This is a genomic window from Mesorhizobium sp. M0019 (assembly GCF_040323975.1).
GTDB lineage: Bacteria > Pseudomonadota > Alphaproteobacteria > Rhizobiales > Rhizobiaceae > Mesorhizobium.
Window position 1 is genome coordinate 94,549 of sequence record NZ_JAMYVK010000003.1, and the last position, 23,348, is coordinate 117,896.

Annotated in this window: 20 protein-coding genes, 1 other RNA gene and 2 pseudogenes; 15 read left to right on the forward strand and 8 right to left on the reverse strand. The window is 62.9% G+C overall.

Features of this window, described 5'->3' with window-relative positions; genetic code table 11:
* The first annotated feature begins 92 nt into the window (after positions 1 to 92).
* Positions 93 to 4,190, forward strand: a complete 4,098-nt coding sequence (locus tag NKK47_RS03910) for an AsmA family protein (protein WP_352575139.1) — start codon at positions 93 to 95, stop codon at positions 4,188 to 4,190.
* 11 nt (positions 4,191 to 4,201) lie between these two features.
* On the opposite strand, the gene NKK47_RS03915 is transcribed toward NKK47_RS03910, so the two are convergent.
* Complete coding sequence (locus tag NKK47_RS03915) at positions 4,202 to 4,639, reverse strand: MarR family winged helix-turn-helix transcriptional regulator (RefSeq protein WP_352575140.1); 438 nt, start codon at positions 4,637 to 4,639, stop codon at positions 4,202 to 4,204.
* A 154-nt stretch (positions 4,640 to 4,793) separates the two neighbouring features.
* On the opposite strand from NKK47_RS03915, the pseudogene NKK47_RS03920 reads away from it, so the two are divergent.
* Positions 4,794 to 6,307, forward strand: a pseudogene (locus NKK47_RS03920) (chloride channel protein).
* A gap of 3 nt (positions 6,308 to 6,310) precedes the next feature.
* Here the strand turns inward: NKK47_RS03920 and NKK47_RS03925 are convergent.
* From NKK47_RS03925 to NKK47_RS03940, 4 genes are all read right to left on the reverse strand, one after another.
* The gene (locus NKK47_RS03925) at positions 6,311 to 6,532 is read right to left on the reverse strand and encodes a ribbon-helix-helix domain-containing protein (RefSeq protein WP_352456525.1); all 222 of its coding nucleotides are present in this window, start codon (positions 6,530 to 6,532) and stop codon (positions 6,311 to 6,313) included.
* A gap of 20 nt (positions 6,533 to 6,552) precedes the next feature.
* The gene (locus NKK47_RS03930) at positions 6,553 to 6,756 is read right to left on the reverse strand and encodes a DUF4169 family protein (protein ID WP_023676708.1); all 204 of its coding nucleotides are present in this window, start codon (positions 6,754 to 6,756) and stop codon (positions 6,553 to 6,555) included.
* An 18-nt stretch (positions 6,757 to 6,774) separates the two neighbouring features.
* Positions 6,775 to 7,311 (reverse strand): SspB family protein, encoded by a 537-nt coding sequence (locus NKK47_RS03935; protein WP_023676707.1) that lies wholly within the window; start codon positions 7,309 to 7,311, stop codon positions 6,775 to 6,777.
* A 134-nt stretch (positions 7,312 to 7,445) separates the two neighbouring features.
* The gene (locus tag NKK47_RS03940; protein WP_352456524.1) at positions 7,446 to 8,135 is read right to left on the reverse strand and encodes a TetR/AcrR family transcriptional regulator; all 690 of its coding nucleotides are present in this window, start codon (positions 8,133 to 8,135) and stop codon (positions 7,446 to 7,448) included.
* Positions 8,136 to 8,303: 168 nt separating this feature from the next.
* Between NKK47_RS03940 and NKK47_RS03945 the strand changes: the two genes are divergently transcribed.
* Both NKK47_RS03945 and NKK47_RS03950 read left to right on the forward strand, forming a co-directional pair.
* The gene (locus tag NKK47_RS03945) at positions 8,304 to 9,509 is read left to right on the forward strand and encodes a multidrug effflux MFS transporter (protein WP_352575142.1); all 1,206 of its coding nucleotides are present in this window, start codon (positions 8,304 to 8,306) and stop codon (positions 9,507 to 9,509) included.
* Between the two features lie 101 nt (positions 9,510 to 9,610).
* Positions 9,611 to 10,432, forward strand: a pseudogene (locus tag NKK47_RS03950) (LysR family transcriptional regulator); the annotation flags it as partial.
* 66 nt (positions 10,433 to 10,498) lie between these two features.
* Here NKK47_RS03950 and NKK47_RS03955 read toward each other — a convergent pair.
* Positions 10,499 to 11,239 carry an SDR family oxidoreductase gene (locus NKK47_RS03955; RefSeq protein WP_352456522.1) on the reverse strand — a complete coding sequence of 247 codons (741 nt, stop codon included), beginning with the start codon at positions 11,237 to 11,239 and terminating at the stop codon, positions 10,499 to 10,501.
* Positions 11,240 to 11,640: 401 nt separating this feature from the next.
* On the opposite strand from NKK47_RS03955, the gene NKK47_RS03960 reads away from it, so the two are divergent.
* Positions 11,641 to 13,437: an acetolactate synthase 3 large subunit gene (locus tag NKK47_RS03960; RefSeq protein ID WP_352575144.1), complete on the forward strand. Its 1,797-nt coding sequence runs from the start codon at positions 11,641 to 11,643 to the stop codon at positions 13,435 to 13,437.
* A gap of 97 nt (positions 13,438 to 13,534) precedes the next feature.
* Here the strand turns inward: NKK47_RS03960 and ssrA are convergent.
* Positions 13,535 to 13,890: a transfer-messenger RNA gene (ssrA, locus tag NKK47_RS03965) on the reverse strand.
* A gap of 163 nt (positions 13,891 to 14,053) precedes the next feature.
* Between ssrA and NKK47_RS03970 the strand changes: the two genes are divergently transcribed.
* From NKK47_RS03970 to NKK47_RS03995, 6 genes are all read left to right on the forward strand, one after another.
* Complete coding sequence (locus tag NKK47_RS03970) at positions 14,054 to 14,365, forward strand: DUF2853 family protein (protein ID WP_023676702.1); 312 nt, start codon at positions 14,054 to 14,056, stop codon at positions 14,363 to 14,365.
* Positions 14,366 to 14,478: 113 nt separating this feature from the next.
* Complete coding sequence (locus NKK47_RS03975; protein WP_352575146.1) at positions 14,479 to 15,273, forward strand: thymidylate synthase; 795 nt, start codon at positions 14,479 to 14,481, stop codon at positions 15,271 to 15,273.
* 285 nt (positions 15,274 to 15,558) lie between these two features.
* Complete coding sequence (gene modA / locus NKK47_RS03980) at positions 15,559 to 16,350, forward strand: molybdate ABC transporter substrate-binding protein (protein ID WP_352456520.1); 792 nt, start codon at positions 15,559 to 15,561, stop codon at positions 16,348 to 16,350.
* A 15-nt stretch (positions 16,351 to 16,365) separates the two neighbouring features.
* A complete protein-coding gene (gene modB, locus NKK47_RS03985) occupies positions 16,366 to 17,070 on the forward strand; it encodes a molybdate ABC transporter permease subunit (protein WP_023676699.1) in 705 nt (234 codons plus the stop codon).
* Positions 17,067 to 18,179 carry a molybdenum ABC transporter ATP-binding protein gene (gene modC, locus NKK47_RS03990; RefSeq protein ID WP_352456519.1) on the forward strand — a complete coding sequence of 371 codons (1,113 nt, stop codon included), beginning with the start codon at positions 17,067 to 17,069 and terminating at the stop codon, positions 18,177 to 18,179. Before modB ends, modC begins: the two co-directional genes overlap by 4 nt.
* Before the next feature lie 81 nt (positions 18,180 to 18,260).
* Positions 18,261 to 18,602 (forward strand): winged helix-turn-helix domain-containing protein, encoded by a 342-nt coding sequence (locus NKK47_RS03995; RefSeq protein ID WP_023676697.1) that lies wholly within the window; start codon positions 18,261 to 18,263, stop codon positions 18,600 to 18,602.
* 33 nt (positions 18,603 to 18,635) lie between these two features.
* Here NKK47_RS03995 and cobF read toward each other — a convergent pair whose 3' ends face one another.
* Complete coding sequence (gene cobF, locus NKK47_RS04000; protein WP_352456518.1) at positions 18,636 to 19,409, reverse strand: precorrin-6A synthase (deacetylating); 774 nt, start codon at positions 19,407 to 19,409, stop codon at positions 18,636 to 18,638.
* A gap of 140 nt (positions 19,410 to 19,549) precedes the next feature.
* Between cobF and NKK47_RS04005 the strand changes: the two genes are divergently transcribed.
* The 4 genes from NKK47_RS04005 to hflC all read left to right on the forward strand — a co-directional run bounded on the left by NKK47_RS04005 (position 19,550) and on the right by hflC (position 23,297).
* The gene (locus tag NKK47_RS04005) at positions 19,550 to 20,560 is read left to right on the forward strand and encodes a DUF4424 domain-containing protein (RefSeq protein ID WP_352575148.1); all 1,011 of its coding nucleotides are present in this window, start codon (positions 19,550 to 19,552) and stop codon (positions 20,558 to 20,560) included.
* Entirely contained in the window at positions 20,560 to 21,078 is a 519-nt protein-coding gene (locus tag NKK47_RS04010; protein WP_023676694.1) for a dihydrofolate reductase, read from the forward strand. Before NKK47_RS04005 ends, NKK47_RS04010 begins: the two co-directional genes overlap by 1 nt.
* Positions 21,079 to 21,240: 162 nt before the next feature.
* A complete protein-coding gene (gene hflK, locus NKK47_RS04015; protein ID WP_352456516.1) occupies positions 21,241 to 22,335 on the forward strand; it encodes an FtsH protease activity modulator HflK in 1,095 nt (364 codons plus the stop codon).
* A complete protein-coding gene (gene hflC / locus NKK47_RS04020; protein WP_352456515.1) occupies positions 22,335 to 23,297 on the forward strand; it encodes a protease modulator HflC in 963 nt (320 codons plus the stop codon). The genes hflK and hflC overlap by 1 nt, the downstream gene beginning before the upstream one ends.
* The last annotated feature ends 51 nt before the right edge of the window (positions 23,298 to 23,348 follow it).

Here is a 23,348-nt window from a genome sequence, read left to right on the forward strand (position 1 = left end):
GCTCTGGAGCCAGTCTGGCGGGAATTGCCTCTTTATCGACACGCTGATGCGGGTAGAGTGCCACTGACTTTCAATCAACTATCCAGGAGTTTATGCTCGCACGCCTGTTCGTGATCTTCGGTGGGCTTCTCGTGCTGGTGCTGTGTGCGGCGCTGGTGGTGCCGTACTTTGTCGACTGGACAGGTTACCGTGCCGATTTCGAGCGCGAGGCCAGTGCCGTCCTGGGCCGCAAGGTGACCGTGCGAGGCGATGCGACGGCAAGGCTGTTGCCGTTCCCCTCGGTGACCTTTTCCAACGTCGCCGTTGCCGGTGGCCCCAACGGCCAGCCGGCGATGACCGTCGAAACCTTTTCGATGGATGCAGAACTCGCGCCATTCCTGCGCGGCGAGGTGCTGATCTTCGACATGCGGCTGGTGCGGCCGAAGGCGACGATCGACATCGCCGCCGACGGCACGGTCGACTGGACGATACGGCCGTCCTCGCCCTTCGATCCCGGCCAGATCTCCATCGAGAAGCTGACGGTGACGGAAGGACAGATCGCGCTCAGCCACGCCGCCGGCGGGCGCAGCCATCTTATTTCCGAGATCAACTCGACGATCTCGGCCAAGTCGCTGGCCGGCCCCTGGCGGCTGGACGGCTCGCTGTTGCTGGACGGGTTGCGGACCACGATCGCCGCTTCCACCGGCAAGGCCGAACCGGACGGGCAAATGCGGCTCAGGCTCAAGGCCGAGCCGGACGCCTATCCGCTGGTCATCGAGACCGACGGCAATGTGGGCCTCGTCGAGGGCGCCGCCGTCTATTCGGGCCAGTTCAAGATATCGGGCGCTGACCAGACTGCGGCGCGGCAGCTGGGCACCGGCGGCGAGGCGCTGAAAGTCAGCGCTGGCAAACCGGACCCGGGCTTCAGGCTGAACGGCAAGTTTTCGCTCGACCACCAGAAGCTCGGCGTCGACGAATTCCGCTTCGAGACGGGGCCGCGCGACAATCCCTACACCGCCGACGGCAAGGCTGCGGTCGACCTTGGGCTGAAGCCGCATTTCTCGATCGAGGCCAATGGCGCGCAGGTGCAGTTCGACGAGGCGGTGGGGGCGGCGGCCGGTGCCGGATTGACGCTGTCCGAGCGGGTGGCGGCGCTGAAGCAGGCGCTGCTCGATCTGCCGAAGCCGACCATACCGGGCACGGTCGAGGTGAAACTGCCGGCGGTGGTGGCAGGCGATACCACCGTTCGCGACGTGCACCTGTCCGCCGAGCCAGCCGAGGGCGGCTGGGCGGTAAAATCGCTGGCCGCCACGCTGCCCGGCCGCGCCAAGCTGGAAGCCACCGGCATGGTCAGCGTCGAGGACCATTTCGGTTTCACCGGATCGCTGCTTCTGGCGGTGGCGCAGCCCTCCGGCTTTGCCGCATGGCTGTCGAAGAACGTCGACGAGGCGATCCGCCGCTTACCGGCCGCCGGCTTCAAGGCCAAGGTGGATTTGAGCGAGAAGCACCAGGCCTTCAGCGATCTCGAACTCATCCTCGGCAAGGCGAAGTTCTCCGGCCGCATCGATTCCAGCCAGCCCGACGACACCCGTCCATCGGTGCTGATGCAACTGGAAGGTGGCGAACTCGATGTCGATGGGCTCGCCGCCTTCGCCTCGATCTTCGTCAGCGACAAGGGCGCCAACCGCTTTTCCGACCGCGACCTCGATTTCCAGATCAAGGCCGGGCCGGTCAGCGCCGGCGGGTTGACCGCCGATAGCGTCGACACCGCGCTTAGATTGCGCGATGGGCTGCTTGAGATCGATCGCCTGTCGGTCGGCGGACTTGCCGGCGCCTCGATCAGCGCTACCGGCCGGATCAAGGATTTCCCGGCGAGCCCGACCGGTAAGCTCGACGCCTCGGTGGTCGCCGTCGACCTCAAGCCGCTGATCGACGTCGCCGTCCGGCATTATCCGGATAATGCGGTGCTGAAGGGGCTGGCGGAGCGTGCTGCTGCCTATCCCGAGTTGTTCCAGGATGCGCGTATCGACGCGGTCACGAGTGCCGCAGACAATGGCGACGGTACGACCGGACTGGCAATGAGCGCACAGGGCAAGGCCGGTGGCTCGGCCTTTTCGGCGTCGTTGTCCGGCAAAGGGGCGCTCGACCGGCCTCTCGAAGCGCCGGTGACGCTGACCTTCAACGCAAGGAACGCCGACGCCACCGCGCTGCTGGCGCTTTACGGTTTGCCGGCGCTGCCACTCGGCATGCTCGGCGAGGCGACCACCGAGGTCTCGGCCAAAGGCACGCTTGGCGGTGGCCTGGCGACACGATTCAGCCTGGCCGGCAATGACTTCAAAGCTGGTTTCGACGGGACAATTGCCGACACGCCTCAAGGCGCGGCCGCCAAGGGCAAGGTCAGCATTGAAACGGCCGACATCGAGCCATGGCTGATGACGACCGGCGTCGGCCTGCCCGGCATGGGCACCGGCATGTCGACGTCGCTTGCAGCCGATGCCGATTACGGCAATGGTCTCCTGGTGCTGAGCGGCCTCAGCGGCGCCGTCAACGAAGCGGCGGTTTCCGGTGACGTAAATATCGACATCAAAGAGGGGCTGCCGCATCTTGCCGGCGCGCTGTCGCTGGACGAGCTGGACCTCGATCCGATGGCGGTGATGCTGTTCGGCGACCAGGCCTTCCTTGTCAATGACAGGACCTGGCCGACGGCACCGTTCAGCCAGAAATCCAGTCTGCCATTTACCGCCGATCTCGATCTGACGGCGGCGTCGCTTGCCGCCGGCCCGCTTGCCACCGCCTATGACGCTGCGTTGTCGCTGCAGCTCGACCAGGAGGGCATCCGTGTTTCCGACCTCAAGGCAAAGTTCCTCGGCGGCGCGTTGAGTGGCCTGTTCGAGCTCAAGAACAATGACGGCACCGGGCTTTTCTCCGGTCAGATGAAACTCGCCGGCGCCGATCTGGCAGCCGTGCTGCCGGAGGCCGGCATCAGCGGAAGCGGCGAGTTCTCGACGGCGCTTTCGACCAGCGGCAAATCGGTCGACGCGATGGTTGCGGCGCTGTCCGGTTCCGGCACGGCAACGCTCAAGGGCATGACTATTGCCGGCTTCAATCCCGATGCCTTTGGCGCATTCATCGCCAAGGCCGACGCGATAGGGCGCGATATCGACGCCTCGAAGACTGCCGGCTTTGTGCCGCAGATCGCCGCGGCGGGCAGTTTTCCGGCGCAGGACACCGATATTGCCTTCACCATCGCCGGCGGCACGCTGAGGACGCCGCCGGTCAAATCCGAAAGCCCGGGCGCGACGCTGTCCGCCGACATCACCGCCGATCTGAACACCAGCACCGTCGATGCCAAGGGCGAGATCGCTTACCGGCCCGGCGACGAGGCGCTGGTCGGCTCCGAACCGATTTTGAATTTCAGCGTCGACGGGCCGTTTGGCGCCACCAAGCGGCAGTTCGACAGCGAGCCGCTGGCACAGTTCCTGACCCAGCGTGCGCTGGAAAAGGAGCAGCAGCGGGTCGAAGCCATGCAAGCCGCACTGCTCGAGAAACAAAGGCTGCGGCGTGAGGTGCGCTACTACGCTGCGCTGCAAACCGAGCGTGAAAGAGCGGCGGAGGAACTGCGCAGGCAACAGGAAGCAGCGCGGCTGAAGGCCGAAGCCGAGGCTCAGGCCCAGGCCGAAGCCGAGGCGAGGGCGCAAGCTGAAGCCAAGGCGAAAGCTGAAGCGGACGCCAAGGCACAGGCGGATGCGGAGGCGAGGGCCCAGGCTGAGGCCAAAGCGAAGGCTGAAGCGGACGCCAAGGCAAAGGCCGAAGCTGAGGCGCAGGCCCAAGCCGAAGCGGAGGCCAGGGCGCAGGCTGAAGCCAAGGCAAAGGCGGATGCAGCGGCGAAAGCCGAAGCCGAGGCCAGGGCGAAAGCCGAGGCGGCTGCAAAGGCCGAAGCGGATGCCGAAGCCAAAGCCAAGGCGGCGCAACAGGCTGCCGAGGAAGCAGCGCAGGCCGAAGAACAGCAACGCCAGAGGGCGGAAGAGGCGTTGCGGATCGCCTCGGAAGAGAAGGCAAGGCTCGACGCCGAACGCAAGGCCGCGGCGGAGCGCGCGGAACGGGCGCCACCGGCCGCAAATAACGTGCCACCGCCAGTGCAGCCCCCGCCAAAGCTCAAGTTCGATCCCTCGTCGATCGACGATCTGCTAAAATCGTTGAATGGCGGGTGACGGCGCATCCCTTATGTGTCGCGTCCAGCAAGCAAGCGCTTCAGCATCGGCTCGATCCGCCCGAGTTCGTCGAGATGAGCGGCTGACAGATCGGCGAGACTGTCGTCGGCGCGCTCGGTCAGCCGCAGCAGCACGCGGCGGTGGTCCTCCTCGTCGTGGTCCCTCGCGACCAGCCCGGCTTCGCAAAGACGGTTGACCAATTCCACTGCGCTGTGATGGCGGATGCGCAGGCGCTCCGCGAGGTCGCCAATGGTCACTGGCTCTCCGCCGGGGAACCCTTTGATTGCAAGCAGGGCCTGATGCTGGCGTGGTGTCAGGCCGGCTTCCTGCGCCTGGATCTGGCTGAATTCGAGAAAGCGGCGGATCAGGTAACGAAATTCGGACAGCCTCTGGTAGTCGGCCGGCCCGATCGTTGCGCCGCGCTTTTGTGGCTTCGAAGTGTCTGCCATCGATTCCTTTCCGACAAAGCCGCAAACGGGCCTTGAACATTTATATCGTGTTACGATACAGAGCGCACCAACATGGCTCGTGCCCGCCATCTTCGGTGGCACGGCCGGCGACCCATCCGCAAGTCGCCACGCCGCCAGAAAGCAAGGTTTGCAAATGAAGTCCGATCACGCCAACCCCGGCCATCTGCGCGATTTTACCACCGATGCCCGGGTATTGCTCATTGCCGGCATAGCGGTGGTGGTTGCGACGGCGGGGTTGTTTGCCGGCATTGCCCTTTTGAAGCTGATCCGGCTTGCCACGAACATCGCCTATTTTGGCCAGTTCACGCTCGCCGACCTGAAACTGCAGGATACGCCGCTTGGCTATGCCTCGGTATTTGTTCCGGTCATCGGGGCACTGATCATCGGTCTGATGGCTCGCTTCGGAAGCGAAAAGATTCGCGGCCATGGCATTCCCGAAGCCATCGAGGCGATCCTGCTCGGACGCTCGCGGCTCGACGCCAAGGTGGCAATCCTGAAGCCATTGTCGTCGGCGGTCTCGATCGGTACCGGCGGGCCATTCGGCGCGGAAGGGCCGATCATCATGACCGGCGGCGCCATCGGTTCGCTGATCGCGCAGATGCTGCCGGTCAGCGACAATGAACGCAAGACGCTGCTGGTGGCGGGTGCGGCGGCCGGCATGACCACCGTGTTCGGAACGCCGATCGCCGCCATCATGCCTGCGGTGGAATTGCTGCTCTTCGAATGGACGCCGCGCAGCTTCATTCCTGTGGCTATGACAATATCGCCGACATGCTGGATGGCCGCACGATAGCGACCGCCGCGCTCACCCTGTTGGTGGTGAAGGCGATCATCTGGTCGGTCGCACTCGGCTCGGGAACGTCGGGAGGTGTGCTGGCGCCGCTGCTGATCATGGGCGGAGCGATGGGCGCGGTCCTCGCCGGCTTCCTGCCGGCCGCGGATCCGGGCTTCTGGGCGCTGCTGGCGATGGCGGCGACGATGGGCGGCACCATGCGTGCGCCGCTGACCGCCACCTTCTTTGCGGTCGAACTGACCGGCAACACCCATGTCCTGGTGCCGCTGATCGCGGCGACTGCCACGGCGCATGCGGTGACCGTGCTGTTGATGAAGCGTTCGATCCTCACCGAAAAAATCGCAAGGCGAGGGCATCACCTGGTTCGCGAATACCGTGTCGATCCGTTCGCCTTGACCAGGGTGCGCGAGGTGATGACCAGCGAGGTCGAAAGCGTGCCGGCGACGATGACGCTGCATGGCGCGGCAGCGTTCCTGACGGCGCCCGAGACGCGGCATCCGAGCTTTCCGGTCGTCGATGAAGAGGGCCACGTGCTCGGCGTCATCGACCCGCCGGCGATCCTGCGCTGGAGACGCGCCGGCAAGCACCGCACGACGACACTTGGCGAACTGCTGGCCGGCAGCAAGGTCACGCTGGCCTATCCGGATGAGTATCTCGAGGGCCTCTCCGACAAGCTGCTGATGGCGAACGTGTCCCATTTGCCGGTCGTCACGCGAGAAAATGCCCGGCTGGTGGGCTATGTCGGCTGGAAGGACCTGATGCGCGTCAGATCGAAGAAACAGGCCGAAGAACGCGACCGCTCGGCTTTGCTGGGCTTCCGTATCCGGCGCAGAAAACAGGATAGCGTTGCCTGAAGGCTACAACTTGCCGCGCTTGGCCCAATCCAGCACATAGAGCCGGAGCGCCGAGGAGAGATTGGCATCGCGCGGGCGGCTCTCGTCGATTTCGGCGACAAGCGCGGCGAGCGTCAGTTTTCGCACGGCCGCGATGGCGCCCAGGTCGTCGTAAAAAGGCTTTTCGAGCGAATAGCTGGTGCGGTGGCCGCGAATGGTGACCGAGCGCTTTTCCACCGGGCTCACGAGACGATCCTACTCACACTTCAAGCATCGGATTTGTCCGAATCGCCCGAATTTTCGCGGCGATGGCCGGCGACGAATTTATCGGCCTTGTCGGCGATCAGGCGGTCGCGATCCCGGCTGGGTTTGGAACGGCCATGCAGCGCCCGGTTCTGTTCGGCCAGGCGCTCCTTCTCGGCTCGCGCCTTCTGCTTGCGTGCCTGACGGAGATTGACGATCTCGGCCATGTCACGCCGCCCGTCGGGTCACTTCTTGCGGAAGGCGTCAAGCGACACCACGTCGGCGCCCTTGGCGCCGGCGTCGGCCGCGGCAGGCTTCTTTTCCGCTTCGGCGGTTTTCTTCTTCGTCTCGGGCTTTTTCTCGGCGACGATGGCCAGCGGTTCGGGAGCAGGCTTGGCCTTTGTCTCCTGTTCCGCCGGGGTATCGGTCTTGACGTCGAATTCGAGCTCGAAGTTGACGGACGGGTCGTAAAAGCCGCGTACGGCCGAGAACGGGATTTCCAGTTTCTCCGGCACGTCGGAAAACGACAGCCCGACCTCAAAGCCGGTGTCGCTCACCTTCAGGTCCCAATACTGGAACTGGATGACGATGGTCATCTGTTCGGGATAGCGCTCGCGCAGCCGCGACGACACGCGCACGCCCGGCGCGCCGGTGAGAAAGGTGATGAAGAAATGATGGTTGCCCGGGAGACCGGTGCGCGCGACCTCGGCCAGGACCTTGCGCATGACGCCGCGCAACGCCTCCTGGGCCAGAATGTCGTAGCGGATGTGGTCGTCGGCCATGTGGCTGTCGGGTTCCGTTGAATCGTCCTGATAGCTGTAATCAAGCTTGAGCGCGGCGTAAACCGGATATAGATCGCCGGCGTGCGGAAGCGAAGCCCATTGGCGACGATTTGATCGTCAAACGGCTTTGATCGTCAAGCGCTGGCGAGCGCGCCCTGTTTGCTTGCCCGGGCCATAGGCTGCCGCTTGCCGAAGGCGCGCAGGAAGGTGCGCACGCCATTTGTCGCCGACTGCACCACCTCGTCCTCGGTCGGTGTGCCGCCGAGCATGAACGTCGTCTGCAACTCGGCATTGGCAAGCGCCATGAACTGGCGCGCTGCGACATCGGGATCGTCGATGTCAAGGAAGCCGGCATGAGCGAGGCGGGCGAAGCGGGCGGCGATCGCCGGCCATGTCCTGCCCGGTCCTTCTTCGCGCCATTCGGCGAACAACTCGGGATAGCGCCCGCCCTCGGTCTGGATCAGCTTGCGCAGGAATTTGCCGTCGCGGTTGCAGATGCAGTTGTGGTTCATCCGCACAGCAAAGGCGATGAGGTCGGCCTCGAGATCCTTCGGCTGATCGGGAAAAGTGGAAATCGTAGCAAAGATGCCGGCATTGCAACGTTCGGTGAGGTCGCGGACGATGGCAACGAAGAGTTTTTCCTTGTCGCCGTGATGATTGTAGATGGTCTGGCGGGAGACGCCGGCCTCGGCGGCAATCATGTCGATATTGGCACCGGCAAAGCTTTCGCGGCAGAAGACCGAGGCGGCGGCATCGACAATCGACATGCGCTTGGCCTCGTGGCCTCGCGGCGGGAAAATGTCAGGAGAGACGTTGGCCTTCATGCAAAACTAGATAGAGATGGTTGACGAATTAGACAAGCCTGTCTAAATTTGTGGACTTGCACGAAGGGGGTTTCGTTCCGCAGAAGAGTCGGAACTCCACGGGATGGAACGTCCTAGGGTTACACGCCGGTCCTCGGCGGCAACCAGAATTCGAAAGAGCCTGCTATCATGAACGCCAAATTCCTCCGCATTGCGGTCGTGCTCGGCCTATTGTCCGCGATCGGCCCGTTTGCCATCGACATGTATCTTCCGGCCCTGCCGTCAATCGGCGAGGATCTGCATGCCAGCACTGCCGCGGTGCAGATGAGCCTGCTGATCTTCTTTCTTTCCATGGGCTTCGGCCAGGTCGTCGTCGGACCAATCTCCGACATGGTCGGCCGCAAGCTGCCGCTCTACGGCGGCCTGGCGCTGTTCATGGTCGGCGGCGTCGGCTCGGCGCTGGCTCCCTCGATCGAATGGCTGATCGCCTTCCGTTTCCTGCAAGGGCTCGGCGCCAGCGCCGGCATGGCCGTGCCGCGTGCGATCGTGCGCGACCTGCATACCGGCACCGAGGCCGCCAAGCTGATGTCGCTGCTGATGCTGGTGTTTTCGGTGTCGCCGATCCTAGCGCCGCTGACCGGTAGCCAGATCATCGAGAATTTCGGCTGGCGCGCCGTGTTCTGGACGGTGACGGGCGCGGCCGTGCTCGCCACCATCCTGCTGGCGACCTCGCTCAAGGAGACACGGCCGGTCGAAGAGCGCGCCGGTTCGTCCTTCGGGACGGCACTTTCCGGCTACCGCTTCCTGATGGGCGACCGCAACTTCCTTGGCCTGACGGCCATCGCCGGCTTCGGCATTGCGAGCTTCTTCGTCTATCTGTCGAGCTCGTCCTTCATCCTGATCGATCATTACGGGCTGTCGCCTTCAGTCTACAGCGTGTTCTTCTCGATCAATGCGGTTGCCTTCATCGGCATGTCGCAGCTGACCGGGTTGCTGTCGGAGCGGTTCGGGCTGCAGCGCGTGGTGCGCGTCGCGGTGACCGGCTATGCGACGACGATGGTGGTGCTGTTCGCGGTGATGGCATCGGGTGTCGACCGGCTCGACGTGATGGCGGCGCTGCTGTTCATCGGCTACGGCTTTCTCGGCCTGGTCATCCCGACGACGTCGGTGCTGGCCATGGAAGAGCATGGCGAGATCGCCGGTACCGCGTCGGCGCTGATGGGCACGCTGCACTTCGCCATCGGGGCGGTCGCCATGGGCGTCGCCGGCGTGTTTTTCGACGGCACGCCGCTGCCGATGGTGGCGGGCATCACGCTCTGCGCGGCGATCTCCTTCACACTGGCCAAAATAACGCTCGGCCGCAGCCGGGACGTCGCGGAAGCGCCGGCGGAGTAAACTTCGCCTATCGAGACAAAAAGGCCGGGCGATGTTCCCGGCCTTTTCACGTTTGCGGTCCCGGTTCAAAGCAGCCTATGCCTATATGACGGGTTCAGGACATGCAGCTTCGACATCTCAAAACCTTCGTGGCGGTCGCCACCACCTCGAACATCACACGCGCCTCCGAGCGGGTTCATCTTGCCCAATCGAGCGTGACCGAACAGATCCAGGCGCTGGAAAGCGATCTGGGCACGTCGCTGTTCGACAGGTCACGGCGTGGCTTGAAGCTGACGGCGGCGGGACAACGCCTGCTGGACTACGCAAACGATCTCCTCGACCTCGCGGACGAAGCCCGTTCCGCAGTCGCCGACGCGAGCGGCACGGTTGCCGGTCGCCTGACTGTCGGCGGCCTGGAGACGCTTTGCTCGACACGCTTACCAGCTCTGCTGGCGGAATTCCATCGGCGCCATCCCGATGTGGAACTGAACCTCAGGGCGGACGATAGCAGTGGGTTGCGTGCCGGCGTGACAAGCGGGGCGCTGGACGTATCTTTCCATTTCGGAGCCGTCCCGGCGGCGGCGCCGGAGCTGCGAAGCGAGCAAGTGGCAGTAGAAGAGCTCGTCACCATAATGCCGGCAAATCACCGGTTGGCCGGATATTCTGCCATAACGCCCGACGATCTGGCTGACGAGGCCTTCCTCGTGACCCAGCCCGGTTGCGTCTATAGGCGGATGTTCGACGAAACGTTTGCCGCAATGTTGCCTGACCGTCCAAAACTCGTCGGCGAGTTCGCCAGCATGGGTGCGATACGGGGCCTTGTCGCAGCCGGTCTTGGCTGCGCGCTGGTTCCGCGTCTCGTGGCTTCTGCGGCTGACGCCAATCTCGTCGTGCTGACTTGGGTCGGAAGCAGTCCGGTGACGCCGGTCACCATGGTATGGCGCCACCGGCGCATTCAAGCGCCGGTCATGCGGCTGTTCCTCGCAATGGTTCGCGAGGTCTGGCCGTCACTAGACCAGCCGCTGGCCACCATCGACATGAAGCACGGTTCCGGTGATGAAGCCGTTGTGCATGAGGGACGTGATGGCTTGGGCAATGTCGGCTGCCTGGCCGATCCGGCCGACGAGCAGACGCTTTGCCATGGCATCCAGCGCGGCCGCCTTTCCGCTGCCGACGACGGCATCCCAAATCGGCGTGTCGACCCAGCCCGGCGAGACGACGTTGACGCGGATCGGCGCCAGTTCGACGGCAAGCGCGTAGGCGAGTGAGCCAAGTGCCCCATTAACGGCTGCCACCACCGAGCCTTTCGCCGCCGGACGATAGGCGGCGATGCCCGAGGTCAGCGTGATCGATCCCCCGGGCGTCAGACGAGGCGCGCCATGCTTGGCAAGAAGAAGCGGCCCGACGACTTTGGAATCCATCACTTTGCGCGCCACCGAGATATCCATCTCGGGAAGCAACACATAGACGCCGGTAACGTCGGCGGCGGTCGAGACGATGTGGTCGAGCGTGCCGACATCCTGGAACAGGCGCTGGACCTCGTCCTCGCTAGTGACGTCGGCTGCGATCGTCCTCAGCCCTTCGGGGTGAGGCACGCGCTGCCGTGCGGCCGACAACCGGTCCTCGGAGCGGCCGACGATCGTAACCTCGGCGCCGGCGGCAAGCTGCTGTTCGGCCAGCGACAGCCCCATGCCGGAACTGCCGCCAACGATCAGGATGCGTTCGTGTTTCGGTGTGGTTTCCTGGTTCATCTTATCTCTCCATGAGGCAGCTCGCCGGGCATGACCACACGCGGCGAGAAACTGAGGCCTTGTCCCGCAAAGGCGTGGAAGAAGGGAAACGGGAAGAAACGAATGCTGCCATCGGAGGTTCCGATGATGGGAGGCCCTTGGGCTTTCGCCTCTGAGACGCCTCAGCCTGAGACGTTGACGATGCGCGATTTTCTGTGTAGCAGCGATCATCATGAAGATCGCAATGGTTCTTGCAGTGGTAGGAAAGCGCACGGGCAGGATGGTGTAACCATCCGGCGACAGCCGTCCGTGCGCGACAAACAGGCTCCCGACGGGGCCTTTTTTTATGCCCGAAATTCTTCTTACGCCCGATTTCGGCGATGCCCCGTCAACCCATCCTCATCACGCTACGGGACAGAACCATGACAAGCGATAATTCCATTCAGCATACGAGCAACCGCATGACAGGAGCGGAGATCGTTCTCCGCGCACTCAAAGACAATGGTGTGGAGCATATTTTCGGCTATCCCGGCGCGGCCATATTGCCGATCTATGACGAGATATTCCAGCAGGACGACATCAAGCATATCCTCGTGCGCCATGAACAGGGCGCCGGCCATGCCGCCGAGGGTTATGCCCGGTCCACGGGCAAGGTCGGCGTGATGCTGGTCACGTCAGGCCCAGGCACGACAAATGCCGTGACGCCCCTGCAGGACGCGCTGATGGATTCAGTGCCGATCGTCTGTCTGTCCGGACAAGTGCCGACAACATTGATCGGCTCCGATGCCTTTCAGGAATGTGACACGATTGGAATCACGCGATCCTGCACTAAGCACAGTTCGCTCGTCAAAGACGTCAACGACCTGGCCTCGACGATCCATAGGGCATTCCACATCGCCCAGTCGGGGCGACCGGGGCCTGTTCTCGTCGACATGCCAAAGGATGTTCTGTTTGCGTCGGGCATGTACACGCCGCCTTCGGACGTTGCTGCGCTGAAAAATTATCAACCGAAGCTGCAGGGTGATATCGGCAAGATCGGCCAGGCGATAGCACTGATGGCCAATGCCAGCCGTCCCGTTATTTATGCCGGCGGCGGCATCGTCAATTCCGGCCCGGAAGCATCGAGATTGCTCCAGGAACTGGTTCAACTGACCGACTTTCCGGTCACCTCGACGCTGATGGGCCTTGGAGCTTACCCCGCCTCAGGCAAGAACTGGCTCAAGATGGTCGGCCTGCATGGTTCCTATGAGGCGAACATGGCGATGCACGATTGCGACACCATGATCTGTATCGGCGCGCGTTTCGATGACCGCGTGACCTCGCGTGTGGATGCTTTTTCGCCCAACTCCAGGAAGATCCATATCGATATAGATCCGTCCTCGATCAACAAGAACGTCCACGTCGATATCGGCATACAAGGCGATGTCGGCAATGTTCTGGGGGACATGGTTCGTCTGTGGCGCGCATTGCCTCAGAAACCGGATGGAAGCGGCCTTCAGGACTGGTGGAGAAAGATCGCCGGCTGGCGCGCGCGCAATTCATTCTCCTATGAGATGAACAAGGACGTGATCATGCCGCAATACGCGGTGCAGCGTCTCTACGCGCTGACGAAGGATCGCGACACATACATCACCACTGAAGTGGGCCAGCATCAAATGTGGGCGGCCCAATTCTACGGCTTCGAAAAGCCGAACCGCTGGATGAGTTCGGGCGGCCTTGGGACGATGGGCTACGGCCTGCCGGCGGCGCTGGGCGTGCAGATCGCACATCCGGACAGCCTCGTCATCGATATCGCCGGCGACGCATCGGTTCAGATGACCATGAAAGAGATGTCGACGGCAGTCCAGTACGACGCGCCGATCAAGATATTCATTCTGAACAACGGATATATGGGCATGGTTCGCCAGTGGCAGCAAATTCTTCACGGCAACCGCCTCGCGCATTCCTATTCCGAGGCCTTGCCCGATTTTGTCAAATTGGCCGAGGCGTTCGGAGCGGTCGGCCTGCGCTGCGACAAACCAGCCGACCTTGATGATGCGATCCAGGAAATGATCGATGTGGACCGGCCGGTGCTCCTTGACTGTCGTGTTGCCAAGCTCGCCAATTGTTTTCCGATGATCAGGACGGGCAGGGCGCACAATGAGATGCTTCTGTCACATGAGGCGACCGACGAGACCTTTGGCAGCGCGATCGAAACGATCAGCCAGGGACTGGTATGAACGCCGCGGCGCCAGGGCGTATCAGGGCGTAAAAAGCCCAGACCTGCAGTTGCACATATCGGGCGAGCCTGCAGCCGCACATATCAAAAAGGGGAGAAATGGAGGTTTCTGTTGCCAGGTACCTCCGAACCCCGCCTAGAAGTGCGAACCACTAGGGCTTGAATTGAAGCTATCGCACCGCTTACGCGGCGAGACGCGCTTCCGCATAGTTGTCGTTGGCAACTATAAGTTTAGCCCGATAACGGTGGTACAATGCCGGGCAAAAGTACGATCTTTACACCTTCGTCGATCCTATTTCGCCCCCAGCAAAAGCCGCTCTTGAGCAGCGGTTTTTGGTGGAGGCGCCGGGTACCGCCCCCGGGTCCGAACGGCTTATTTCATCGCCTGTTTATCGCCATAGTCGGTCAAGCCGACGAAGCGAATATAGGGACTGGCGGTGGAAAATGAAAGGCCGGAATGCCACTTTCGTCCGTGTCAAAGTGGACCATGAAGGGGTTGACTTGCCACCGGTCTCAACCGAAGCTTTGTGGCGGTGAGGAGACCTAGCGCATTATTTGCGGCAGCGCGCCACAATCCTCATCGACCGGATCCCGTGGCGCCGACGAGGGGAAATTCGATGGCCGACTATCTCGCAGACGTAAAGAAATATGATGCGGCGGCGGATGCCGACGCGGTCGCCAAGATCGTCAAGCATCTGGGCATCGCGCTCAGGAACCGCGATTCCTCGCTGGTGTCCTGCACCGACCCGGAGGAACTGAAGCGCGTCAGGAACAGCTGGGTCGCCGGCAAGCTCGGCGTCACCGACGGCGCCAAGGCAGATGCGGCTATCGAAAAGACCTGCAAGGCGATGGCGGCCGACAACAGCAAGAGCCGGGTGACGTTCTATTATCTCGTCGCCAAGGATCTGGGCATGCTCGGCTCGCTCTGAGCAACCTCGCCGCCGGTGCCGGTGAGGCTTCTGCTGGAATCGTCTCGCTTTGCTGTGTTCGGCCGACGGTCATTCGGCTATGATGGCTGACAACCCGAATCGGACCGGAGCCGATGCGCCAGTATCTCGACCTTCTGAAGCATGTGCTGGAAAACGGCGCTGATCGCGGTGACCGTACCGGCACCGGAACACGCTCGGTATTCGGCTACCAGATGCGCTTCGACCTGGCCCGCGGCTTTCCGGTCACCACCACCAAGAAGCTGCACCTCAAGTCGATCATCCACGAGCTTTTGTGGTTCCTGGCCGGTGACACCAACATCAAATATCTTAACGATCGCGGCGTCTCGATCTGGGATGAATGGGCCGACGAGAACGGCGATCTCGGCCCGGTCTATGGCAAACAGTGGCGGTCGTGGCCGGACGGCCATGGCGGCGCCATCGACCAGATTGCGAATCTTCTGAAGGAAATACGCAAAAATCCTAATTCGCGGCGGCTGATTGTTTCGGCGTGGAACCCGGCCGAGGTGGAGGCCATGGCGTTGCCGCCCTGCCATTGCCTGTTCCAGTTTTATGTTTCTGAAGGCAAGCTTTCCTGCCAGCTCTATCAGCGGTCGGGCGATATCTTTCTCGGTGTGCCGTTCAACATCGCTTCCTATGCGTTGCTGACGCTGATGGTGGCGCACGTAACCGGATTGAAACCCGGCGATTTCATCCACACGCTCGGCGACGCGCATCTTTACTCGAACCATTTCGAGCAGGCGCGCGAACAATTGCGGCGCACGCCCAAGGCGTTGCCGACGCTCTGGATAAATCCCGAGGTGAAGGATCTCTTTGCCTTCCGCTTCGAGGATTTCCGGCTCGAGAACTATTTCGCCGACGCGACGATCAAGGCGCCGATCGCGGTCTAGCACCATAGCTGACCGTGCATATCGACATTGCCTACTGCGGCTGCGCCCTCGGGCGTTGTCAGCATCCATCTCGATCGGCAGACGTCGACCTCACGCCCAATCCCGGGTCGCTGATTTCATGTGAATATTTCCTTCGGCTTCGACGCCGCTGTATCCAACGACGATTGTCGCAGGCCGGGAAAACCTCGGTTCAGAATGCCGTCGCCGGTAAAGAGCCTTTCCTTGTTATGTTCACATGAATATATCGATGGACGGCTTCGGGCGTTCCGAGACGAGGAGAGTTTCATGCTGGCGCGCAAAGGTTCGACGACGATTGCCATCGCGGGTCTCGCCGCCATCCTGATGGCCGCGGTGCCGGCGGCCCATGCCGATGACAAGGTGGTCGTGTTTGCCGCAGCGAGCCTGAAGGACGGGCTCGATGCCGTCAACAAGGCCTGCGAGGCCGATGTCGGCGAGGCGGCAACCATTTCCTACGCGGCGAGCTCGGCGCTGGCCAGGCAGATTGAAAGCGGCGCGCCGGCAGACCTGTTCATCTCGGCCGATCTCGACTGGATGAAATATCTTGCCGACAGGAAGCTGACCAAGCCCGGCACCGAAGTGAAATTGCTCGGTAACCAGATCGTGCTGATTGCTCCGCGGGATTCCAAGGTCGAGACCAGGATCGAAAAGGGGTTCGATCTTGCCGGGCTGGTCGGTAACGGCAAACTTGCCATGGGCGATGTCAAGGCAGTGCCAGCCGGCAAATACGGCAAGGCGGCGCTCGAATCGCTCGGTGTCTGGTCTTCCGTCGAAGGCAAGGTGGCGCAGGCCGAGAATGTCCGCGCCGCTCTAAAACTGGTATCGACCGGCGAGGCAGCACTCGGCATCGTCTATGCCACGGATGCGCATGCGGAGCCTGGCGTGAAGGTGGTCGGCACTTTCCCCGCGGGTACCCATCCGCCGATCATCTATCCAGTCGCCCAGCTTGCGGATTCGAAGAGCAGGGATACCCCGGCATTCCTGAAATGCCTGCAATCCGCCAAGGCTGGCGAACTCTTCAAGGCGCAAGGTTTTACAATCCTCGCGCCGAGCAACTGACGTACGGCACCGCACATGAACTGGCTGCTGGATCTCGCTCCCGACGAATGGAATGCGGTCCGGCTGTCGATCAAGGTGGCGACCGTGGCGATGATTGCCAGCCTGCCGCCGGGCATTCTGATCGCTCTTGTGCTTGCCCGCGGCCAGTTCTGGGGCAAGACGCTGCTCAATGGTCTGGTGCATCTGCCCCTGATCCTGCCGCCGGTGGTGACCGGCTATTTGCTGCTTTTGACCTTCGGCAAGCGTGGTCCGGCCGGCGCTTTCCTGGCCGAACATTTCGGCATCGTTTTTTCCTTCCGCTGGACTGGCGCCGCGCTCGCCTGCGGCGTGATGGGCTTTCCGCTGATGGTGCGGGCCATCCGGCTGTCGATCGAGGCCGTCGACCGCAAAATCGAGGCGGCCGCAGGCACGCTCGGCGCCAATCCGCTATGGGTATTTGGCACGATCACGCTGCCGCTGATCCTGCCCGGGCTGATCGCCGGTGCGATCCTCTCCTTCGCCAAGGCGATGGGCGAATTCGGCGCGACGATCACCTTTGTCTCCAACATTCCGAACGAGACGCAGACGCTACCGTCGGCGATCTACACTTTCACGCAGGTTCCCGGCGGCGACGCCGGCGCGCTCAGGCTGACGCTGATCTCGATCGTCATCTCGATGGCGGCACTTGTTGCCTCGGAAGTGCTGGCGCGGCGCGTCGGCCGGCGGATGGACATCGAATGACGGTTCAGGTCGACATCAGCCACCGGCTTGGCGATTTCGCCGTCAATGCCCGCTTCGAGAGCGCCGGGCGGCTGACTGCGCTGTTCGGGCCTTCCGGCTCCGGAAAGACGACGCTGATCAATTTGATTGCCGGGCTGATCCGCCCCGACAAAGGTCGTATCGCGGCCGAGGGCCGCGTGCTGGTCGATAGCGATGCCGGTCTGTTCGTGCCGAAGCACAAACGGCGGATCGGCATGGTGTTCCAGGATGCACGGCTGTTTCCGCATATGAGCGTGGCGAGCAATCTGCGCTATGGCCGCTGGTTCACGCCGGCTGCCGAGCGTTACGCGGATATCAATGGCGTGGTCGAACTGCTCGGGATCGGCCATTTGCTCGACCGGCGGCCGGCAAAACTCTCCGGTGGCGAGAAGCAGCGTGTGGCAATCGGCAGGGCGCTGCTTGCCAGTCCGAAATTGCTGCTGATGGACGAGCCGCTGGCTTCGCTCGACGAGGGGCGCAAGGCCGAGATCTTGCCTTATATCGAGCGGCTGCGCGACGAGACGAAAATCCCGATCGTCTATGTCAGCCACTCGATCGCCGAAGTGGCGCGGCTGGCGAGCGACGTCGTGGTGCTGATGCAAGGAAAGGTCGCCGCTTCCGGTCCGACCGGAGCGATCATGCAGCGTCTGGATCTATTGCCGGCCGAAGAGCGCGGCGAGGGCGGTGCCGTGCTGGATACCGCGGTTCTGCGCCACGACGAAGCCTTTGGCATGACGGTGCTAGGCTCATTGGCGGGCGAGATCCGGGTGCCGCTTCTGGCAACGCCAGTCGCTGCGCCGGTGCGCGTGCGCATCCGTGCCCGCGACGTGATGATCGCCACCGAGCAGCCGGTTGGCCTCAGCGCGCTCAACATATTGCCGGGCACGATCGTGGCGATACAGCCGGGCGAAGGGCCTACGGTCGAGATTGGCCTCGACTGCAATGGCGCAACCGTGCTTGCCCGCATCACCGAACAGTCGCGGCAGACACTGGGGCTTCGGCTTGGTCGACAGGTCTTCGCCGTGGTCAAGACGGTGAGCTTCGACCGGGCGAATACCGGCGCCGGCCTGCCCGCCGAGGCGGATGAGTGAACGGCCGATGATTCGCTATATCGTTTTAGAATAGCGGTATCGCTGCAGAACTTGTAGAATGGCGTCACCGCGGAGGAGCAAATGCCGTCGCTGAGTTTGCGGATAAATCTCGATCCAGATGGCCGCATCGGACCGGGCAAGATCGAGCTTCTGGAACAGATCGCCGCCTTCGGCTCGATTTCGGCCGCGGCACGCGGCATGGAGATGTCGTACAAGCACGCCTGGGATCTGGTCGAAGACATGAACCGCGTGTTCGGCAAGCCGCTGGTTGCGGCACAGACGGGCGGCAAAAAAGGCGGTGGCGCCCAGTTGACGTCGGTCGGGCTTGCTGTGGTCAGCCGCTTCCGCGCGATCGAGCGGGCTGCGTCTTCAGCAGCGGCGGCGCATATGGAGGCGCTGCAGGCCGAGATCGACGCAGCGTGACGCCGGCGGAATTCATGCCGCGTGTGATCCCTGTTACTTCTTAGGCTCGCCCGGCTTGCGCAGCAGATAGGTGTCCATGATCCAGCCTTTTTTCCGGCGGGCCTGCTCACGGGTGCTCACGATCTTGTCGCCGACGTCGCCAATCCGGCCCGAGATGACGATCTCGTCGGGCGTCCCGAGATAGGCGCCCCAGTGGACGGTGACGTCGTTGTCGTCCAGCGTGTTGAAGGCGCATTTGCCGTCCAGCATGACGATGGTGCTGCCGGCGTTTTCGGGCAGACCTTCCTCGGCGAGCCGGCGGCCGGTGGTGATCAAAATGGCGTCGCCGATCCGGTTCAATGCCATTTTGTGGCTGGCTGCGAGTGCCTGGATGGCGGTGATGCCAGGGATGACCTCCAGCTCGAACGCTACATTGCCTCTGAGGCGCACGCGCTCGAGGATGCGCAGCGCACTGTCGTAGAGCGACGGATCGCCCCAGATCAGGAAGGCGCCGCAGCCATCTTCAGGGAGTTCGTCGCGGATCAGGCCTTCGTAGATCGCGGCGATCGCCTCGTGCCAGTCGTCGACGGTCGAGCGGTAGGAAGGCGCCGGCTCGGCGCGCACCGGCACCTCGAATTCGACACGGCGCGAGTTCGGATTAATGACGAAGCGGTCGCAGATCTGGCGGCGCAATTCGGAGAGATCGTTCTTCTTGGCGCCCTTGTCGGGAATGAACAGCAAGTCGGCCCGATTGAGACCGTTAATGGCCTGGACCGTCATGTGCTCCGGATTGCCGGCGCCGATGCCGATGACGAGAAGCTTGCGCATGGGCGAACTCCTGCCCGATCGGGACCGGCGTGTCTAGACCGACACGACATGCCGGCAGGCGCCGGCGCATTTGCCGAAAGGCTTTGAAACGCCACATTGAACAGCTAGAGTCATATTGGCATCTCGCCGGGGGAGCTTCCATGTTCCGTTACGTCCTGACCGCAGCCTTGGCGCTCTCGGCTACGCCTGCGCTCGCCAATGATTCGGTCGCCGAACTCGGCACCGGTGGGCTGATCCTTTCGCGCAGCGATGCGGTGGCGATGGAAAGCGAGGATCTCTACATCTCGCCGGAAAAAGTGATGGTCGATTACGTCTTCCGCAACAACACCGACAAGAATGTCGATGCGATCGTCGCCTTTCCGATGCCCGACATCGAAGGCGACCCCGAAGAAATACCGGCGATTCCGGAGGCGCAGAGCGACAATTTCCTCGGCTTCGAAGTGACGATCGACGGGGTGCCGGCAAAGCTGCAGCTCGAGCAGAAGGTGTTCGCGCTCGGCATCGACATCGGCGCTGACCTGAAGGCGCAGGGCGTGCCGTTCTATCCGTTCGGCGATGCGGCCAAGGCAGCGCTGGCAAAGCTGCCGCAAGCGGTCGCCGACGACTGGGTCAACCGCGGCATCATCATCGAGGACACTGCCGACGACGGTTCGGGCATGAAGACCGTCTATATGCCGTTCTGGCAATTGCGCTCGACCTATTGGTGGCGCTCGACGTTTCCGGCCAACAAGGCGGTCCATGTCTCGCATCGCTACAAGCCGAGCGTCGGCGGCACCTCCTCGGTCAGCTTCTTCTATGACGGCCAGTTCCAGGGTCAGTATGCCGCCTACAAGACACGCTACTGCATGGACGATGCCTTCGAGAATGCCGTGCGCAAGGCAGCCAAGGACGATCCCGACGGCTACCCCAAATATTTCGAGAACCGCATCGCCTATATCCTGACCACGGGCGGCAACTGGGCGTCGGGAAACATCGGCAGTTTCAAGCTGACCGTCGACAAGGGCGATGCGAAGAACCTGGTCTCGTTTTGCGGCGAAAACGTCAGGAAGATCGGACCGACGACGTTCGAGATGAAGGCGCAGAACTTCTACCCCGAGCACGATATCGACATATTGCTGCTGGAGCCATCCGATGGCGGAAACGGCGGCTGATGGACCTCGCGATTTATGTCGCCATCGCCGAGAACGGCGTGATCGGGCGCGAGGGTGGGTTGCCGTGGCGGCTGTCCACCGATCTCAAGCGGTTCAAAGCCGATACGATGGGCAAGCCCATCATCATGGGCCGCAAGACCTATGAAGGCATCGGCCGCCCATTGCCGGGCAGGCTCAACATCGTGGTGACACGAGACAGGGCATGGCGCGCCGAGGGCGTCGAAGTCGCGCACTCGATCGAGGACGCAATCGCGCTGGCGACGGTGCGCGGGCGCTGCATGGCCGGCGCCGACGAGATCTGCGTCATCGGCGGCGGCGAGATCTACGCTCAGGCGCTGCCGTTGGCCGATCGGCTGCACGTGACCCATGTTCTGGCCGCGGTCGACGGCGATGCCCATTTCCCGCCGATCGATCCGGCGCTGTGGCGGATCGTCCGCTCGCAGGAGGTGGAGGCTGGCGAAAAGGACAGCCATGCGACACGCTATTCGGTTTACGAGCGGCGCCGCGACGTGCATTGAAGGCGACAAAGGGGTCGCGACAGGTCTAGATGGACCCAAAAGGCGGACAGTGGCGGCAGCCGATCGCGTTGAAAGCGTGCCGCTGCATCCCTATAGAATAATAATATTGGATTTTGCGCCGGTGAGCCGGCGCTTGAGGGAATTCCAAGCGAAAGGACATTCATGCCCTGGAACGACAAGAGCGGCGGCGGCGGCCCGTGGGGCGGCGGCAACAATCAGGGGCCTTGGGGTCAGGGACCAAAAGGACCCAGCGGCCCGCAGGGCTCGCCTCCCGATCTCGAGGATATCATCCGGCGCGGGCAGGACAGGTTGCGGCGCGCGCTGCCGGGCGGCGGTGGCGCGAGCCCTGCCGTGTTCGGGCTGATTGCCGCGGCGCTGGTGGTGCTATGGGCGTTCAAGGCGGTCTACACCGTGCAGCCCGACGAAGTTGCGGTGGAACTCAGGTTCGGCAAGCCGAAGGCGGAGCTGTCGCAGCCTGGCCTGCATTTCCATTGGTGGCCCATCGAAACGGTCGAGACCGCCAACATCGCCGAGCAGCTTGTCAGTATCGGCGGCGGCAGTTCCAGCGGCAATGGCCTGATGCTTTCCGGCGACCAGAACATCGTCAATGTGCAGTTCTCTGTGGCCTATCAGGTCTCCGACCCTAAGGCCTATCTGTTCGACGTGTCCGACCCGGACGGCATGCTGCAGCAGGTCGCCGAAAGCGCGATGCGCGAAGCGGTCGGCCGGCGCCCGGCGCAGGACATTTTCCGCGACGACCGGCAAGGCATCGCGGCGTCGGTGCGTGAGATCATCCAGACGACGCTGGATGGTTACAAGGCCGGCCTCAACGTCAACGCCATTTCGATCGAGGACGCCGCGCCACCGCGCGAGGTGGCAGACGCGTTCGACGAGGTGCAGCGCGCCGAGCAGGACGAGGACAAGTTCGTCGAGCAGGCCAATCAGTATTCCAATCAGAAGCTCGGCCAGGCACGCGGTGCGGCCGCACAGATCCGCGAAGACGCGGCCGCCTACAAAAACCGGGTCGTGCAGGAGGCCGAAGGCGAGGCGCAGCGCTTCATCTCGGTTTATGACGAATATGCCAAGGCGCCGGAGGTGACGCGCAAGCGACTCTACCTGGAAACGATGGAGAGGGTGCTGAAGGATTCGAGCAAGGTCATCGTCGAGCAGGGCAACGGGCAAGGGGTCGTTCCCTACCTGCCGCTGCCGGCATTGCAGCAGAAGGCGCCGACACCGGCCACCGGAGGAAACCAGTGATGGCCAACCGTCTTCCCGTCATTGCGGTCATCGCCGCGGTCATCCTGTTCCTGCTCTACTCGTCGGTCTTCGTCGTCAATGCGCGCCAGCAGGCGCTGGTGCTCAGGTTCGGCGAAATCGTCGACGTCAAGAACCAGCCGGGCATCTATTTCAAGGCGCCATTCTCCTTCTTCGATGCCGACACCGTGCAGCTGATCGAAAACAGGGTCCTGCGCTTCGACCTCGACAACATCCGTGTCCAGGTTTCGGGCGGCAAATTCTATGAGGTCGATGCCTTTATCGCCTATCGTATCTCGGATCCGCGCGTGTTCCGCGCCGCGGTGTCCGGCCAGATCGAACTGGCCGAGGCCCGGCTGAGGACGCGTCTCGACGCCGCCTTGCGCCGCGTCTATGGCCTGCGAGACTTCGAGGCGGCGCTCTCGGAAGAGCGCGCGGTGATGATGCGCGAGGTGCGCGATCAGCTGAGGCCCGATGCCACCTCGCTTGGCCTGCAGATCGAGGATGTCCGCATCCGCCGCACCGATCTCACGGCCGAAGTCTCGCAGCAGACCTTCGATCGCATGAAGGCCGAACGTCTCGCCGAAGCCGAGCGGCTGAGGGCGCGAGGCAATGAGGCAGCGCAGCGGATCAGGGCTCGCGCCGACCGCGAAGTGGTCGAAATCGTCGCCGAAGCGCAAAAAGAGTCTGAAATCCTGCGCGGTGAAGGTGAAGCCCAGCGCAGTGCCACGTTTGCCGGGGCCTATCAGCGCGATCCGGCCTTCTTCGATTTCTATCGGTCGATGAATGCCTATGGCACGGCGCTGAACAGCGCCGGAACGACGATGGTGCTGTCGCCGAATTCCGAGTTCTTCCGCTTCTTCCGCGACCCGGACAGCAAGGAAACGCCTGTGGCACCGGCGGCACCAGCGCCAGCACCTGCCGCTCCCGCCGCACCGGCAGCGCAGCCAAGCACCGGCCAGTAGGGCCGGTGCAGGGATAGCCGGCGTAACAGAGGATTTATTCTCTGGCGGTAG

Excerpts from the sequence above, each read along its gene's own strand:
- NKK47_RS03915 (WP_352575140.1), bottom strand. The coding sequence starts at position 4,639 with ATGGCAGACACTTCGAAGCCACAAAAGCGCGGCGCAACGATCGGGCCG.
- NKK47_RS03945 (WP_352575142.1), top strand. The coding sequence starts at position 8,304 with ATGAACGCCAAATTCCTCCGCATTGCGGTCGTGCTCGGCCTATTGTCC.
- modA (WP_352456520.1), top strand. The coding sequence starts at position 15,559 with ATGCTGGCGCGCAAAGGTTCGACGACGATTGCCATCGCGGGTCTCGCC.
- NKK47_RS03960 (WP_352575144.1), top strand. The coding sequence starts at position 11,641 with ATGACAAGCGATAATTCCATTCAGCATACGAGCAACCGCATGACAGGA.
- NKK47_RS03955 (WP_352456522.1), bottom strand. The coding sequence starts at position 11,239 with ATGAACCAGGAAACCACACCGAAACACGAACGCATCCTGATCGTTGGC.
- NKK47_RS03930 (WP_023676708.1), bottom strand. The coding sequence starts at position 6,756 with ATGGCCGAGATCGTCAATCTCCGTCAGGCACGCAAGCAGAAGGCGCGA.
- NKK47_RS04010 (WP_023676694.1), top strand. The coding sequence starts at position 20,560 with ATGGACCTCGCGATTTATGTCGCCATCGCCGAGAACGGCGTGATCGGG.
- NKK47_RS03970 (WP_023676702.1), top strand. The coding sequence starts at position 14,054 with ATGGCCGACTATCTCGCAGACGTAAAGAAATATGATGCGGCGGCGGAT.
- NKK47_RS04005 (WP_352575148.1), top strand. The coding sequence starts at position 19,550 with ATGTTCCGTTACGTCCTGACCGCAGCCTTGGCGCTCTCGGCTACGCCT.
- cobF (WP_352456518.1), bottom strand. The coding sequence starts at position 19,409 with ATGCGCAAGCTTCTCGTCATCGGCATCGGCGCCGGCAATCCGGAGCAC.
- modB (WP_023676699.1), top strand. The coding sequence starts at position 16,366 with ATGAACTGGCTGCTGGATCTCGCTCCCGACGAATGGAATGCGGTCCGG.
- NKK47_RS03940 (WP_352456524.1), bottom strand. The coding sequence starts at position 8,135 with ATGAAGGCCAACGTCTCTCCTGACATTTTCCCGCCGCGAGGCCACGAG.
- hflK (WP_352456516.1), top strand. The coding sequence starts at position 21,241 with ATGCCCTGGAACGACAAGAGCGGCGGCGGCGGCCCGTGGGGCGGCGGC.
- NKK47_RS03910 (WP_352575139.1), top strand. The coding sequence starts at position 93 with ATGCTCGCACGCCTGTTCGTGATCTTCGGTGGGCTTCTCGTGCTGGTG.
- NKK47_RS03935 (WP_023676707.1), bottom strand. The coding sequence starts at position 7,311 with ATGGCCGACGACCACATCCGCTACGACATTCTGGCCCAGGAGGCGTTG.
- modC (WP_352456519.1), top strand. The coding sequence starts at position 17,067 with ATGACGGTTCAGGTCGACATCAGCCACCGGCTTGGCGATTTCGCCGTC.
- NKK47_RS03975 (WP_352575146.1), top strand. The coding sequence starts at position 14,479 with ATGCGCCAGTATCTCGACCTTCTGAAGCATGTGCTGGAAAACGGCGCT.
- hflC (WP_352456515.1), top strand. The coding sequence starts at position 22,335 with ATGGCCAACCGTCTTCCCGTCATTGCGGTCATCGCCGCGGTCATCCTG.
- NKK47_RS03995 (WP_023676697.1), top strand. The coding sequence starts at position 18,261 with ATGCCGTCGCTGAGTTTGCGGATAAATCTCGATCCAGATGGCCGCATC.